13 protein-coding genes and 1 other RNA gene are annotated in these 15,614 nt (G+C 40.5%); 11 read left to right on the top strand and 3 right to left on the bottom strand.

Translation table 11 applies throughout. The annotated features are described in order from the left end of the window. Positions 1 to 15 precede the first annotated feature (15 nt). A complete protein-coding gene (locus tag LPB86_RS14680; protein WP_230645237.1) occupies positions 16 to 1,200 on the bottom strand; it encodes a proline dehydrogenase family protein in 1,185 nt (394 codons plus the stop codon). A 93-nt stretch (positions 1,201 to 1,293) separates the two neighbouring features. Between LPB86_RS14680 and LPB86_RS14675 the strand changes: the two genes are divergently transcribed. The 6 genes from LPB86_RS14675 (at position 1,294) to aroC (ending at position 7,328) form a co-directional block, all read left to right on the top strand. Next, positions 1,294 to 1,503: an RNA-binding S4 domain-containing protein gene (locus LPB86_RS14675; RefSeq protein WP_230645235.1), complete on the top strand. Its 210-nt coding sequence runs from the start codon at positions 1,294 to 1,296 to the stop codon at positions 1,501 to 1,503. Continuing rightward, on the top strand, positions 1,500 to 2,567 hold the full coding sequence (aroB, locus tag LPB86_RS14670; protein WP_230645233.1) for a 3-dehydroquinate synthase: 1,068 nt from the start codon (positions 1,500 to 1,502) through the stop codon (positions 2,565 to 2,567). The genes LPB86_RS14675 and aroB overlap by 4 nt, the downstream gene beginning before the upstream one ends. A gap of 328 nt (positions 2,568 to 2,895) precedes the next feature. Next, on the top strand, positions 2,896 to 3,729 hold the full coding sequence (locus LPB86_RS14665) for a prephenate dehydratase (protein WP_230645231.1): 834 nt from the start codon (positions 2,896 to 2,898) through the stop codon (positions 3,727 to 3,729). Between the two features lie 48 nt (positions 3,730 to 3,777). Then, complete coding sequence (locus tag LPB86_RS14660) at positions 3,778 to 4,917, top strand: chorismate mutase (protein WP_230645229.1); 1,140 nt, start codon at positions 3,778 to 3,780, stop codon at positions 4,915 to 4,917. 10 nt (positions 4,918 to 4,927) lie between these two features. After that, the gene (gene aroA / locus LPB86_RS14655; protein ID WP_230645226.1) at positions 4,928 to 6,202 is read left to right on the top strand and encodes a 3-phosphoshikimate 1-carboxyvinyltransferase; all 1,275 of its coding nucleotides are present in this window, start codon (positions 4,928 to 4,930) and stop codon (positions 6,200 to 6,202) included. Between the two features lie 34 nt (positions 6,203 to 6,236). Next, positions 6,237 to 7,328: a chorismate synthase gene (aroC, locus tag LPB86_RS14650; protein ID WP_230645224.1), complete on the top strand. Its 1,092-nt coding sequence runs from the start codon at positions 6,237 to 6,239 to the stop codon at positions 7,326 to 7,328. Here aroC and LPB86_RS14645 read toward each other — a convergent pair. Further along, positions 7,325 to 9,748: a thiamine pyrophosphate-dependent enzyme gene (locus LPB86_RS14645; protein ID WP_230645222.1), complete on the bottom strand. Its 2,424-nt coding sequence runs from the start codon at positions 9,746 to 9,748 to the stop codon at positions 7,325 to 7,327. The two genes, aroC and LPB86_RS14645, sit on opposite strands and share 4 nt — an antisense overlap. A gap of 128 nt (positions 9,749 to 9,876) precedes the next feature. Here LPB86_RS14645 and LPB86_RS14640 point away from each other — a divergent pair, with 128 nt between their 5' ends. The 3 genes from LPB86_RS14640 (at position 9,877) to LPB86_RS14630 (ending at position 12,782) form a co-directional block, all read left to right on the top strand. Beyond that, a complete protein-coding gene (locus LPB86_RS14640; protein WP_230645220.1) occupies positions 9,877 to 10,269 on the top strand; it encodes a DUF1573 domain-containing protein in 393 nt (130 codons plus the stop codon). Between the two features lie 73 nt (positions 10,270 to 10,342). Next, positions 10,343 to 11,539: a pyridoxal phosphate-dependent aminotransferase gene (locus tag LPB86_RS14635; protein ID WP_230645218.1), complete on the top strand. Its 1,197-nt coding sequence runs from the start codon at positions 10,343 to 10,345 to the stop codon at positions 11,537 to 11,539. A gap of 178 nt (positions 11,540 to 11,717) precedes the next feature. Further along, entirely contained in the window at positions 11,718 to 12,782 is a 1,065-nt protein-coding gene (locus LPB86_RS14630; protein WP_230645216.1) for a DUF1015 family protein, read from the top strand. 2 nt (positions 12,783 to 12,784) lie between these two features. On the opposite strand, the gene LPB86_RS14625 is transcribed toward LPB86_RS14630, so the two are convergent. Then, positions 12,785 to 14,023: a BamA/TamA family outer membrane protein gene (locus LPB86_RS14625; protein ID WP_230645214.1), complete on the bottom strand. Its 1,239-nt coding sequence runs from the start codon at positions 14,021 to 14,023 to the stop codon at positions 12,785 to 12,787. A gap of 163 nt (positions 14,024 to 14,186) precedes the next feature. Between LPB86_RS14625 and LPB86_RS14620 the strand changes: the two genes are divergently transcribed. Both LPB86_RS14620 and ssrA read left to right on the top strand, forming a co-directional pair. Further along, the gene (locus tag LPB86_RS14620; RefSeq protein ID WP_230645212.1) at positions 14,187 to 15,080 is read left to right on the top strand and encodes an SDR family oxidoreductase; all 894 of its coding nucleotides are present in this window, start codon (positions 14,187 to 14,189) and stop codon (positions 15,078 to 15,080) included. A gap of 101 nt (positions 15,081 to 15,181) precedes the next feature. After that, positions 15,182 to 15,548, top strand: a transfer-messenger RNA (tmRNA) gene (ssrA, locus tag LPB86_RS14615). The last annotated feature ends 66 nt before the right edge of the window (positions 15,549 to 15,614 follow it).

Raw genomic sequence — 15,614 nt, 5'->3', positions numbered from 1 at the left:
CCAGCCCTTGTTTATTTATACATTTCTTCGTTTCTTTTCCCTAATAATAAGGTCCAGTTCTCTGCTGGTTTGCCCGGCTATGGAGGTATTCTCTTGTGCCCGCCTAAACAAATAAGGCATTACAGCTTTAACAGGCCCATAAGGTACATACTTAGCCACATTATAATCGCCATCTGACAAGTTGAAGCTCAAATTATCACTCATTCCAAGCAATTGTGAGAAATAAACGTGTGGGTGATTGTGGCTAATTTGATGTTCGTTTAGTAAGTCTGCCAGTAATTTACAGCTTGCTTCATTGTGCGTACCGCAAACAATGCCCATTTCCATTATATTTTCTATGCTATAAACCAGCGCGGCATTATAATCCTGATCTGTACTTTTTTTATCTGGTTGGATAGGTGATGGATAGCCCATTTGCAGGGCCCGTCTCCGCTCCTTTTCCATATAAGCTCCACGAACAATCTTAGCCCCCAGGATAAAAGCTTTCTCTTTTGCGATGAGGTGGTCTGCTTTGATATGAGCCAGCTTATCGTGTCGGTACATTTGGTAAGTATTGTAAACAATCAGCTTCTCTTTGTTAAAAAGCATCATCATTTCTAAGGCAAGGTCATCAATCGTTTTTTGAATCCAGGTTTCTTCAGCATCAATCATTACTGGAACATTCTTTTCAAAAGCTGTTCTGCAAATCCGCTCACAACGTGATTTAACTTTTTCATATTCCACAATTTCTGCAGCGGATAGTTCATGCCCAGCATCTAGTTTTTCAAGCAAGCCGAACCGCCCAATCCCTGTCACTTTAAAAACAGTTATGGGCACTCTTGGATCTCCTGCCGCTCTATCAATAGTACGGATAATTTCATCACAAGTAAAGTCAAAAACTGTTTCCTCTTCCTCACCCTCTACAGAATAATCCAGAATGGTACCAACCTTACTTACCGCAAGCTGTGCAATAGTGTGTTCACATTCTGCTATCGTCTCTCCGCCACAAAATTGCTTAAAGATGGTGGCTTTGATCAAGCCCTGAATGGGCAGTCCAATATTTAGAAATAAATTGGTAACCGGAGGGCCAACCTGGGTTAAAAAATTACTTCCCATGATTTTAAACAGCCAGTAAGCACTATTCAGTTCTGATTTAGATTTATGACGGAACGCAATTTCCGTATTATCGAAATTGAGTTTTTTCCCTTCGGATGCCTCCATTTGCTTTGTTATGAATTTTCAGTTAGCTGCAAAAATATAAATTCCATCCCGATAGGAGGTAATACTTTGTAATTATTGTAAATTTGCCCTACAATGATAGAATTTAAATTAGAAGGCGAGTTTATTCCTCTTATAGCACTTTTAAAAGCTACTGGTCTTGTACAAAGTGGTGGTGAAGCCCAAACAGTTGTAGAAGACGGTTTGGTTAAATACAATGGAAAAGTAGATCACCGCAAAAGATTAAAAGTACGCAGTGGCGATGTTATTGATTTTATGGGCAAAAAAATTACGGTAACCTCATGAGAACAATCAACAGTTCCGGTCACAACATTTATTTTGAAACGCAGCTATCACCATTGGCCGCACTGCTGGAAGAAGAAAAATACAGTAAGGTTTTCGTTTTTGCGGACAGCAATACCTCAGAAGCTTGTCTTCCTTTGTTTCAGGAAATGCTGGACGATTTTAGCTCCTTCGACCTGGTAGAAACAGATTCCGGAGAGGAAAATAAGAATATCGATTTCTGTATCGGCATTTGGAAAACCCTGCTGGATTTTGGAGCCGATAGAAAGTGCCTGATGATTAACCTTGGTGGTGGTGTAATTACCGATATGGGTGGTTTTGTGGCCTCAACTTACAAAAGAGGTATCGATTTCATCAACATTCCTACTACCTTATTATCCCAGGTTGACGCTTCTGTTGGTGGAAAAACCGGAATTGACATTGATAATGTTAAAAATATGGTGGGGACTTTTACCTTACCTCAAGCTGTATTTATTGAAACTGCATTTCTAAAAACCCTTCCTGAAAGGGAACTGTTATCTGGTTTTGCAGAAATTATTAAACATGGCTTAATTGCAGATGAAGCTTATTATAAACAACTTAAATTAAGTGATTATAAGAACCCAGATGCTGATCTTATATATCATTCTGTAGAAATAAAAAATCAGGTAGTTACAGAAGATCCATTGGAAAAAGGCCTGCGCAAGATTTTAAACTTTGGTCACACCATTGGCCATGCCGTAGAAAGCTATTCCTTAAGCAATGACGATAAGCCGCTTACGCACGGAGAAGCGATTGCCATCGGCATGATTTGCGAGGCGCACTTGTCTGTTAAAAACAGTAGCCTGACTGAGGCAGAATTGGAAGATATTTGCAGTTACATTACCAGCATTTACCCTAAATACACCATTGCACCAGAGAGTTTTGAACAATTAAATGAGCTAATGCAAAGTGATAAAAAGAATGAGCATGGACAAATCCTTTTCTCGCTACTGGCTAAAATTGGCAAATGTGAATACAACTGCAGGGTAACAGAACAAGACATTGTGGCGAGCCTAAACTATTATAACCTGGCCTACAATTCATAATATTTTCATTTTCCTATTGACAAATTAAAATTGTTTACTACATTTGGAAAATTAAAAATAAAAACACCTGGATATCTTAGGATTCAGACAATAAAACTAATGAAACCGTTCTGAGTTTGCATTTAGCAAACAACAATAAACTCAGGAGAGCTTCATAACAATTGAAAGACAATAAAACTAATGAAAAACAACGTTACTACATATTGGTTTGGTTACTTTTACTACTTTAGTAAGAGCCGGGACTGATATGCAGAAATCAAAAATAACTAGATAATGTATATGAAAGGTCCCGGCATAACGCCGGGACCTTTTTTGTTTTAAGCAAAAAATGGAGACAGCAATAAAAGTAGCAATTCAAGGTATCAAAGCATCTTTTCACGAAGAGGCCGCATTTAAATTCTTTGGCCGGGACATTGAAACCATAGAATGCAATTCGTTTAAGCAAACTTGTGAAAAACTCGAGCAAAATGAAGCAGACTATGTAATCATGGCCATAGAAAACTCCATTGCAGGTAGTCTATTACCTAATTACACTTTAATCCGCGAATACAATTTTGCCATTGTAGGTGAAGTATACCTGCCTATCCAATTACACTTGATGGCCTTGCCTGGTGTTAAATTTGAAGACATTAAATATGCCACCTCTCACCCTATTGCATTACGTCAATGTATTGATTTCCTTGACGAATACCCACACATACAGGTAATTGAAAGCAGTGATACCGCAGCTTGCGCAAAAAGGATCAGGGATGAGCAACTTACCGATACCGTAGCCATTGCAAATTCCCTCGCTGCCGAATTGTATGGGTTAAACATTATTGAACGCCGGATAGAATCCAATAAAAAGAATTACACCCGTTTTCTGGTCCTTAAAAACAACAAAGCCGAGGCGGTTAAAGACATCAATAAAGCGTCGATTTGTTTCCAGGTCATCAATCATGTAGGCGCCTTATCTAAAGTGCTCAACATCTTTGCAGAACAGGAAGTAAACCTAACTAAAATACAAAGTATGCCTGTTTTAGGAAAACGCAATGAGTACTATTTCTATGTAGACCTGGAATGGACAAACCTCGAAAATTATGAAAAGGCGGTCCGTCAGACTTTAAAATACACCGTGAATTTTAACATCATGGGCGAATATCAGAAAAACGACAAAGTATAAACAAACACAAATAGTAAACAACCCATTCACCATATTAATATCCTAGAAATGAAATTAAATTTAAACATCCAACCATTAGAGAGCTGGATAGACGTAAAAAACCAACCTTTAATTATCTCTGGTCCATGCAGTGCGGAAACCGAAGAACAATTGCTTACCACTGCTAATTTATTGGCCGCTACCGGTAAAGTATCTGTTTTAAGAGCGGGAATCTGGAAACCACGTACCCGTCCTGGAGAATTTGAGGGCATTGGTAGTATTGGATTGGAATGGCTAAAAAAAGCGAAAGCTGAAACTGGTCTGCCTACTGCTGTAGAAGTTGCCAATGCTAAACATGTTGAAGAAGCTTTGGCTGCTGGTGTTGACATTTTATGGATAGGTGCGAGATCTACTGTAAATCCCTTTACTGTTCAGGAAATCGCAGATGCATTAAGAGGCGTAGACATCCCAGTACTGGTAAAAAATCCGGTTAACCCAGATCTACAACTGTGGGTAGGTGCATTAGAACGTATTAATGGCGCTGGCATTACTAAATTAGGTGCTATTCACCGTGGTTTCTCTTCATTTGAAAAAAGCTCATTCCGTAACGAACCAATGTGGGAGCTGGCGATTCAACTAAAAACTTTATGTCCTGAACTTCCAATTATTAATGACCCAAGCCACATTTGCGGTAACCGCGAACTGATTCCTTACATTGCTCAGAAAGCGTTGGATTTAGATATGCAAGGTTTGATGATCGAATCTCACCTGGATCCTTCTGTTGCCTGGACTGATGCAAAACAACAAGTTACTCCTGCTGCATTAAGTGAACTGGCAGACCGTTTAACGGTGCGTAGTCCGGAAGCTAAAAATGAAGCAGTTACCGATCAACTTGCAGGATTGCGTGCGCAAATTGACAAAATAGACGATTTGTTACTTCAAAAACTTGGCGAACGTATGGCAATTGTAGGTAAAATAGGTGAATTTAAACGCGATAATCAGGTGACTATTTTACAAGTTAACCGTTGGGATGCCATCATTAAAAAAGGTCATTCTTTTGCACGTGCTTTAAAATTAGATACCAATTTTGTAGAAAAATTCCTGGAAATGGTCCACGGTGAATCTATCCGCAAGCAAACAGAAATTATGAATGCGGGTAAAGTAGCACAGGGAATTGCTGCAGAGGCTCATACTGAAGTTAAAGCCTAAAGCCATCATTATGGTTTCATCAAAAAAGAATGCAATCGTTTCTTTTTCAGGAACAAAAGATATTAATACGGAGATTACCTTAACCGGTTCAAAAAGTGAAAGCAACAGGGCATTGATTCTTTCGGCTTTGGCAAAAGGACAGGTTAAGGTCCACAATTTATCTGATGCGGCCGATACTGTTATTCTAAATGGTATTTTAACGCAGTTAAATATCAGCGATGGTTCGGTAGAGCGGCTAACGGTTGATGTGGGACATGCGGGCACCGCCATGCGTTTCCTAACGGCTTATCTATCTACTGTTGACAGGCAGTTTCAACTCACCGGATCTGGCAGAATGAAAGAGCGACCGATAAAATTATTGGTAGATGCATTACAGCATCTTGGCGCAAGTATCGGTTACGCAGGTCAGGAAGGCTTCCCTCCACTCCACATTGACGGTGGTTTTGAACAGCTTACCAATAGGGTTAAAATACCCGGTAACATCAGCAGTCAGTATTTATCTGCCTTGTTGCTTATTGCCCCTGCCTTGCCACTTGGTCTTTCTCTTGAAATTGAAGGTGAACTTACCTCCCGGCCATACCTGGAAATGACTTTAAAAATGCTAGAAGAAGCGGGGATACAGCATGAATGGACCAACAATACCATTCATATCAGTCACCAATCTTATAAGGAGAGCAATTTAACGGTAGAACCTGATTGGAGTGCCTGTTCATATTGGTACAGTATTGCTGCATTGGCAAATCAATCTGTGGTTACACTGCCAAACCTAAAGGAACAGAGCTTACAGGGCGATAGCAGGATTCAGGAAATCATGCAATTACTTGGCATACAAACCATCAGAAAAGGCACCGGAATTGAAATTTCTTCAGCAATTGAGCCGCAAACAATCGACGGTTTTTTAAACTTGAAGGATTGTCCCGATCTGGCTCAAACTATTATTGTTTGTGCTGCAGCAAAAGGTCTAAACCTCAGGTTTACGGGGCTGGAAACTTTGAAAATTAAGGAAACAGATCGCATTAAGGCACTGCAAAATGAACTGGCTAAAATAGGTGTGCAACTGCTGGAAGATAATGAGGTTTACACCTTAGATTGCACAAATTTAAATTTCCCTGAACACATTACCATTAAAACCTATGACGATCATCGTATGGCTATGGCTTTTGCACCGCTAAGCCTATTGATCAAAGAGGTAGAAATTGAAGATTATCAGGTGGTAGAGAAATCTTACCCGGATTTTTGGAAGGACCTCGAAAAGGCAGGATTTAGCGTCAGAGAATTCAATTAGCAGATTTTTTAAATTAACGATAACAGAAAAAAACATGGCTGGAAATACATTTGGACAACTCTTTAAAATAACAACCTTTGGCGAGTCTCACGGACAGGCCATTGGTGTAATCCTCGATGGTTGTCCGGCAGGTTTACCCATTGACCTGGATTTTATACAGGCCGAACTTGATAAAAGAAAACCAGGGCAATCCAAAATCACTACCCAGCGTAAAGAGAGTGATACGGTACAAATTCTTTCAGGCATTTTTGAAGGTAAAAGCACGGGGACACCTATAGCCTTACTCATTCCAAATGAAGACCATCGATCTAAGGATTACGAACACAATAAAGACGTTTACCGTCCTTCTCATGCAGATTATACTTATGATGCCAAATATGGAATAAGAGACCACAGGGGCGGCGGACGTTCCTCTGCAAGGGAAACCGCAGCCAGGGTAGCTGCCGGTGCTATTGCTAAAATGTTGTTAAACCACTATGGCATACAAATCTTTGCCCATGTATCTGCTGTTGGTACCATCAACGCCCCGAATTTAAAATCGGCAAGTATTGCTGAATTGTTGGAATTGAGAGAGGAAAACATAGTACGTTGTGCAGACCCGGCTACAGCAAAACAGATGATTGAATGCATTGAGGTGATTAAAAAGGACGGCGATACCATTGGAGGAAAAATAAACTGTATTATTCAAAACTGCCCTGCAGGCCTGGGCGAACCTGTTTTTGATAAACTTCATGCAGATTTAGGTAAAGCAATGCTGAGCATCAATGCGGTACATGGCTTTGAATATGGTTCTGGCTTTTCAGGTAGTGAAATGAAGGGTTCAGAACATAACGATGTATTTTTAGCTACTGATGGTGCGCCCAAAACCCTTACCAACTTTTCTGGTGGGATACAGGGAGGAATATCAAATGGAATGGAAATCAATTTCACGGTTGCCTTTAAACCTGTAGCCACCATTATGCACAACCAGCAAACCATCAATGCAGCCGGCGAAGCGGCAGAAATAAAAGGTAAAGGCCGCCATGACCCCTGCGTTGTGCCACGCGCCGTAGTAATTGTGGAGGCAATGGCCGCATTGGTTATTGCAGATATGCTACTCAGAAATAAAGCGGTAACGCTAAACTAAAAAATTGAAGGAAACTTTGCGGCATTATAACCGCTCATCATCTGATATACAGTTTCTACTACATCATCAACAGAAGGCTTGCTAAAGTAATCACCGTCCGTTCCGTAAGGAGTTCGGTGTGCTTTAGCAGCTAATGTTCTAGGCTCTGCATCCAATGTATAATATCCTTTTTGCTCTTCTAATATTTGCTGCAACAAAAAGGCACTGGCTCCTCCAGGAACATCTTCATCTACAATCAATAATTTATTTGTCTTTTTCAATGAAGCTGCACAAACGTGATCAGTATCAAATGGCAGTAGGGTTTGCGGATCAATAATTTCTACAGAAATTCCCATCTGCTCAAGTTCTTCAGCTGCTTCTTCAACAATTCTAAGCGTAGCACCATAAGAAACAATACTAATATCTGTACCCGTTCTTATAATTTCTGCCTTTCCCAGCATCACCGTATATTCTCCAACATTTACCGGCAACATTTCTTTTAACCGGTAGCCATTTAAACACTCTACAACCAATGCGGGTTCGTCAGCCCTTAACAAGGTATTATACATACCTGCTGCCTGGGTCATATTACGTGGTACGCAGATGTGTAAACCCCTTAAAGAGCCCAAAATCATAGACATTGGTGAACCAGAATGCCACACCCCTTCCAGCCTGTGTCCGCGCGTCCTGATGATTACCGGTGCTTTTTGTCCGGCTTTAGTACGGTAAGATAAACTGGCCAGGTCATCACTCAAAACATTTATGGCGTACAATAAATAATCAAGATATTGGATTTCTGCAATGGGCTTCAAACCACGTAACGCAAGACCAATGCCCTGTCCTACAATGGTCATTTCCCTAATTCCCGTATCGGTAATTCTAAGTTCACCGTATTTTGCCTGCAAGCCAGCAAAGCCCTGGTTTACATCTCCGATTGCGCCCAGGTCTTCACCAAAGGCAACCAGTCGTTTGTCTCTAGCAAAATTAGCATCAAAACATGCATTTAAAATTTCCCTGCCGTCCAGCATTTTGCTGTCTTCTGTATATTCTGGTGCTATAATTTCTACAGATGACAAGCTTTCCTTTCCATCCGTAAACAATTTGGAATTGTATCGGTCTTCGTTTACTTCTTTTTCTTTATAATACCATTTCATCAACAAATCTCTTTCTTCCGAGACCTGGTTAATGGTTAACCTTAATGCTTTTCTGGCAGCAGAAATAATTTCCTTACGTTGGGCATCAGTAGTATTAGCAAGTACGGAAGTAATTTTAGTTAATGCCGAATTACCTTTAGCCAGGTTATTGATCACTTCAATCACCTGATCTTTTTCTATTTTAATATCCGCTAAAAATTCTACCCAAGCTTCCCTTTGCGCATCTCTAACCATCTTCTTAGCCTCATTTTCTAAGACCAAAAGTTCTTCATCAGTCGCAATAGCAGAAGACAACATCCATTTACGCATTTGCAGAATGCAGTCATATTCTTTTTCCCAGTCTAAGCGTTGTTTGTCTTTATAACGCTCATGAGAACCAGAAGTAGAGTGACCCTGAGGCTGCGTAACCTCAGTAATATGGATCAACGCCGGCACATGTTCCTCCCTGCAAATGTCAATGGCTTTTTGATAAGCCTCGCACAAGGCAGGGTAATCCCAGCATTTAACTTTAAAAATTTCGTAACCTAAATTATCTTCATCACGCTGAAAACCTTTCAGCACCTCAGAAATATCTTCTTTGGTAGTTTGGTATTTTGCAGGTACAGAAATTCCGTATCCATCATCCCAAATAGAAATGGCCATTGGAATCTGGAGTACCCCGGCCGCGTTAACGGCTTCGAAAAACACCCCTTCGGAGGTAGAGGCATTACCTATAGTACCAAATGCAACCTCATTTCCATTTACAGAAAAATCCTTTAAATAGTCCAATTCAGGGTTTTGACGGTATAATTTTGAGGCATAGGCCAAACCTACCAAACGAGCCATCTGGCCTCCTGTAGGTGCAATATCTGAAGAACTGTTTTTGATTTTTGTTAAATCCTTCCAGCTACCATCTTCGTTTAAAGATCGGGTAGCAAAATGGCAATTCATTTGCCTGCCTACCGAAGCAGGTTCTGCATCCATGTCTGGATTAGCATACAATTGTGCAAAGAAAGCCTTCATGGTGCAAATACCTGTAGCAAATGCAAATGTTTGGTCGCGGTAATAACCAGAGCGCCAGTCACCTTCTTTAAATGATTTGGCCATAGCAATTTGCGGCAGTTCTTTCCCATCGCCAAAAATGCCGAATTTAGCCTTACCTGTCAACACCTCCTTGCGCCCAAGTATGCTGGCTTGTCTGCTTTCGTAAGCGATTTTATAATCATTGATCACAATGGATTTAAAATCGTCAAAACTCAATTCAGCAGCATCAATAGGGTTTGTTGTCAGGTTTACATCAGGCATCATAAGCAAATTGATTATCTGCAAATATACATAAAATCTCAAATTATGACTTACATCGGTATTTGTAATATATCTATTGGAATAGTTCTTGTTTAGTAATAAAATGTTATTTTTGTTTAAAACAAACAGTCATGAAAAAATTAATCATTCTATTATCTTTTATCTTAGGCATCACAATAGCCACACAAGCGCAAACTAAACCTGCCGAATTTAAGTTCGACAAAGAATCTCATGACTTCGGTAAAGTACCACTGGGTAAACCAGTTTCTGTAGACTTTAAGTTTACGAATATTGGTGATGAGCCTTTGATCATTACTAAAGTAGAGACTACCTGCGGATGTACTGTGCCTGTATACACACAAACCCCGGTTAAAAAAGGTGAAGCTGGTTCTATAAAAGTGACTTATAACCCTGCAGGTTCTCCTCTTCCTTTTTCTAAGAGCATTACCATTACTTCAAATGCAAAAACCACTACAAAAGTGTTGTATATTAAAGGAGAAACAGTTGCCGCGAGCACAAAATAATACCTGCTTAAAACTATTTAAATAATTATTTTTAAAAGCCCCGATAATCATCGGGGTTTTTTATTTTTGCAGCATGCCACATATTTCAGAAAAAGGGCTTCATATGCCCGCTTCACCAATTAGAAAATTAACTCCTTTTGCAGCGCAGGCCAAAAAAGATGGTAAGAAAGTTTACCATTTAAACATTGGCCAGCCAGATATTGCTACACCAGAAGGAATGCTCAATGCCATAAAAAATATTGATTTCAACGTTTGGGCATACACAGACTCTGAAGGCACTATACAGTACAGGACTAAACTCGCAGAGTATTACAATAAACTGGGTTATCATATTACTCCTGAAGACATTATGGTAACCATGGGTGGTTCTGAAGCCATTACCATTGCCATGCAAACCTGTGTAAATGAAGGTGATGAAATTATAATCCCAGAGCCATTTTATGCAAACTACAATGGCTTTGCTTGTATGAGCAATGTTGTGGTTAAGCCAATCCTTTCTTATATTGAAAATGGTTTCGCCTTACCTCCTATCGCAGAATTTGAAAAACTGATTACGGCTAAAACCAAAGCCATCATCATCTGCAACCCGAACAACCCAACCGGTTATCTATATTCTAAAGAAGAACTGGAAGCCTTAAAAGAACTGTGTTTAAAATACGATCTTTTCTTGTTCTCTGATGAAGCCTACCGTGAATTTTGTTATGATGGTAAAGAATTTATTTCACCGATGCATCTTGATGGATTGGAGGAAAACGTAGTGATTATGGATACCGTTTCTAAAAGATACAGTGCCTGTGGCGCAAGGTTAGGTTGCTTAATTACCAAAAATAAAGAAGTGATTAAATCAGGATTGAAGTTTGCACAAGCAAGATTAAGTCCGGGTATGGTAGAACAGATTGCAGGAACAGCTGCTGTAGATACGCCTGACAGCTATTTTGAAGCCGTAAATAAAGAATATACTTTACGTAGAAACACCTTAGTATCTCGTTTAAATGGCATTGAAGGTGTGTTTTGCCCTAATCCGGGTGGTGCATTTTATGTGGTAGCCAAGTTTCCTATAGACGACTCTGATAAATTCTGTCAGTGGATGCTGGAAAGTTTTAGCCATGATGGTGCCACGGTAATGATGGCGCCTGCTACCGGATTTTATTCCACTCCGGGTTCTGGTAAAAATGAAGTTCGGATGGCCTATGTGTTGAACATCGATGACTTAAATAAAGCAATGGATTGTTTGACCATAGCACTGCAACAATATCCCGGAAAAGTTTAAACTCCGGTTAAGCGTTAAAAAGGCTGCACATTGAAAGATGTTGCAGCCTTTTTTTTGGATCAAAAACTACCTCCCTATGTACAAAATCAAATACCTTTGACAAGGTCATTAAAACAACAGTATAACCTGAACCAAAACTACTTAGTGTAAAAAATACATACAGATTCTATTTCTAAACATGGCTAACATCAACGCATTTCGTGCCATCCGCACCAACGGATATAACTTTTTACCAGAAAACAAAAACAGCCAGCTGGACGAGTTGCTGGAGATGGGAAATTATACTGTAGATGAGCAACCCGCTATTTACATTTACGAACAAGAAACGGCCCTTGGAAGCCAAACAGGTATTTGGGCGCTTACAGACGTTCAAGACATGGCAGACGGAAAAATCATTTGCCATGAACGCACGATCAGCAACAACGAGGAAAAAATAAGGATGCAACGGGAAAACGCAGGACTGGAAGGATCGCCAGTGCTACTGTGCTACAGACCGGCTACAGCCATTAACCGACTAATTGGGGCCATTACAACCAATTATGAGCCAGAATCTTTTTACCAAAACAATCAATATCATAGAATTTGGAAGGTAACTATACCAGAATTCATCAAGCAATTTAGAGAAGCTTTTTTAAAACTTGATAAGGTATACATTGCCGACGGCCATCACCGAATGGCCGCAGCTGCTGAGCAACATAAAACCGAAAAACAGTGGATTTCTACACTTTACGTTTCTACTGAACAAATCCGGATCAGCGCGTTCCACAGATTGGTGATCCCTAAAAGCCCAATCAACGAGAAATTATTTTTTGACACCATTGGAAAGTGGTTTGCTATCACTGCGGGCACAAATGGTAAAGCAATCCTGGCGGACCAGCCTCATCACATCGGACTTTTTTATAAAGGCAAACGGTTTAAATTATCGCTTAAGACAGATTTATATGAAATGAAGAATAATCCGGACGTTAGCATTCTTCAGGAAAAAGTTCTGAAACCGTTATTTGACATACAAGACCCTAGAAACGACCAAAGGCTGTATTCTTATGGTCCAGATCAGGGTTTACCTGCAATGCTATACAAACTTTCAAAAGAACCTGATGCTGTTGCTTTTACCCTTTACCCAATGGGCATTGAACAATTGATTACACAGGCAGAAAAAGGCAATTCTCTACCTCCAAAGTCAACATGGATTGAACCTAAAATCCCTTTCGGCCTGCTTGTATACAATGCCAGGCTAAAATAAGCTTAAAAAGTTTCGCCGATATTGAAGGTTAAACCACTAAACCCTTTACTAAAACCATAATCCATACCGATATTGGTTTTAGAGGCCTTATTAAACTTAACGCGTAAGCCTGTTCCTGCGGCTGGTTTCCATGAGGTAAAGAGCGCTCCTGAACCACTAACGCTATTGACATTGCTAAAAACCACAAACCCCAGTAAACCATTATTGGTAATGTCTCTTCTATATTCTGCTTCCAGGTAAAATAAAGACTTTCCACGGTACCTGTTTTGTTCCATACCACGACCAGATCTATTTAACGGATCCCAGCCTACGCTAGGCAAATCAAGGTATGGTACTTTATTGCTGAGGCTCGTCCACATGTAAGACCACAATGCAAGTGTATTTTGTTGAATGGGCTTTGCAGGGTTTAAAGAGATATATTTTCTTACATCCAGATAAACTGAACTCCATGAATTGTTACTTCCAAGGAAACCTGGATTTACCCGGTAAATGAAATTCCCGTACATTCCCGGAAGTGGATTCAATGAATTGTTACGCGTATCATAAAGGAGGTTAAGACTTAATCCTGATGAAAATGAATTCTTTTCTGTACCGTATTCATATTTTGTATACTGCTTTAAATTTACATTCGGGTCATCAGTACCAATGTTAAACCTGTAATCCAGATTGTAACCCAGACCTGCAAAAAAGTAGGGCTTTATTTGTTTGAGTGCACTTTGATAAAAACGGATGTAGTTATAATCTACCAGCGTTGGGGTAGCATTTGCAGCCTGACTTCCCAATCCCCAGGTATATTGTGGATATACAAGAAAGCGTATGTCGCCTTGTATCAGCCACTCATTATTTGGTAGCCAAATACTGGAGCGAAGAGGCAATCCATATCGTCCTTTAAAGTTAAGGTACGGCGTAAATGTGGCTGACGATATGTTTGTGGTTTTCCTCGGCCCAAGATAAGTTGCAGCGGTTGTACTGGTAATCAGCGCTCGTCCACTTCCACCGGGAACGGCACTGCTAACCGGCAGAAAAGAAAAATACACCTTTTTGTCACGCTCTGTCCGTATTTTTTTAGGACTAATTTTAAAGAGTGCTTTAGCTAAATCTATCAGATCCGTTTGTTTAGCGGTATCTCTTTTAACTACAGTGTTCTGCTGTAAAACGTTCGTGGGGTTCTGTGCCGATACTAAAATCGGGGCCAGCAATAACACAACAAATGCGCATTTGGTAAAACGTTTTGAATCCATAACAACCATAATACGCATAAGGCGAAATATGTTTTACTAAACTACATAAATTATAGCACATTAATTGCGAATTAGGCATTTGGATAGCCAGTTGACCCAATATAAATTTTAGGGAACAAATTACAGCCCGACTTGTTAAATCTGGTAATCAATCCTTTTACCTATGAAAACAACAAATGAATCTGTTAATCCGGCAAAAAAATACCCGGTCCCCCCTTTCCCAAAACAGCAACAAGAGACACCAGGTACAGAAAACCAGTTGGAACCAAAAGCCGATCATGGCGAAGAATCTTACAAAGGCAGCGGAAAGCTTACCGGTAAAAAAGCTGTAATTACTGGCGGTGACTCTGGAATTGGAAAAGCAATTGCCATTGCCTTTGCCAGAGAGGGTGCTGATGTACTCATTAGCTATTTGAGCAGCGAAGAGGATAATGATGCTAAAAAAACAGCAGCCTTTGTAGAGAAGGCCGGAGGAAAAGCAGTCCTGGTACGGGGCGATATCAGAGAAGAAAGTCACTGCCAGCACATCATTGATACCGCTGTTGCCGAATTTGGGCAGGTGGATATCCTGATTAACAATGCGGCTTTTCAAATGGGCAGAGATACCTTGCAGGAGATCCCCGCTGAAGAATGGCGCAGAACTTTTGACACCAACATCACAGCCATGTTTTACCTCTGCAAAGCTGCCGAGCCACACATGAAACCAGGCAGCAGCATCATTAATACGGCCTCCGTAAATTCTTATTCTCCCTCCCCTGTGCTACTTCATTATGCAGCTACAAAAGGGGCGATACAAAATTTTACAGCAAATCTGGCACAAATGTTACTGATGCAGGGTAAAGGGATTCGTGTAAATGCAGTAGCACCTGGGCCAATATGGACGCCACTTATTCCTTCTACCATGCCCGAACCTGAAAACTTTGGAAAGGATACGCCTATGGGCAGGCCTGGGCAACCCGTAGAAGTTGCGCCAGCTTATGTATTTTTAGCCAGTGAGGAAGCAAGTTACATTGCCGGCGCTACCATTCCGGTTGCCGGCGGAAGGATTACAATTTAGCATCGCTTATAATTTTGCGTAGAGTTTGGTATAAATTTTGTATTTTTGCAGTCTGATGGTTGGAAAGGATTAGTTACCCACACACCATCAGATATGGTACCGGGGCTGTTTTGGATTTGACAGGGCGGAGGTACGTATGTAAGCATGCAGTGCGTTGTACGGAGAGCACTTTAAAGAGAACGTTCACACTTTGATTGGCGAAAATAACTACGCCTTAGCTGCCTAATTTAGAATTAGATAGCTTTTGTCCCTCTGGCTGCTGCGTTATTAGGCCGGAATCAGGGGCATCGAAATAACGACGCTGGCATTTGTAAGGGTACGGTACATTTGCGAGATAAAGTATCTAAGGAGAAAGATAAGGTCGGCTTCCAGCCCGTCTGATCCCGAAAACCAATTGGAAAATAAGCATGTAGAAGGCATAATTTGCCACGCGACTGGACAAGGGTTCGAACCCCTTCAGCTCCACCAAAAAAGGCCTCTGAGACCATCTCAAGGGGCCTTTTTGTATTTTGGAAATATTTAATAATTTGCTAA

It is taken from the genome of Pedobacter sp. MC2016-14 (assembly GCF_020991475.1).
Taxonomy (GTDB): Bacteria; Bacteroidota; Bacteroidia; order Sphingobacteriales; family Sphingobacteriaceae; genus Pedobacter.
Note: the sequence above shows the minus strand (reverse complement) of the source record. Positions and strands in the feature narration are given on the sequence as shown.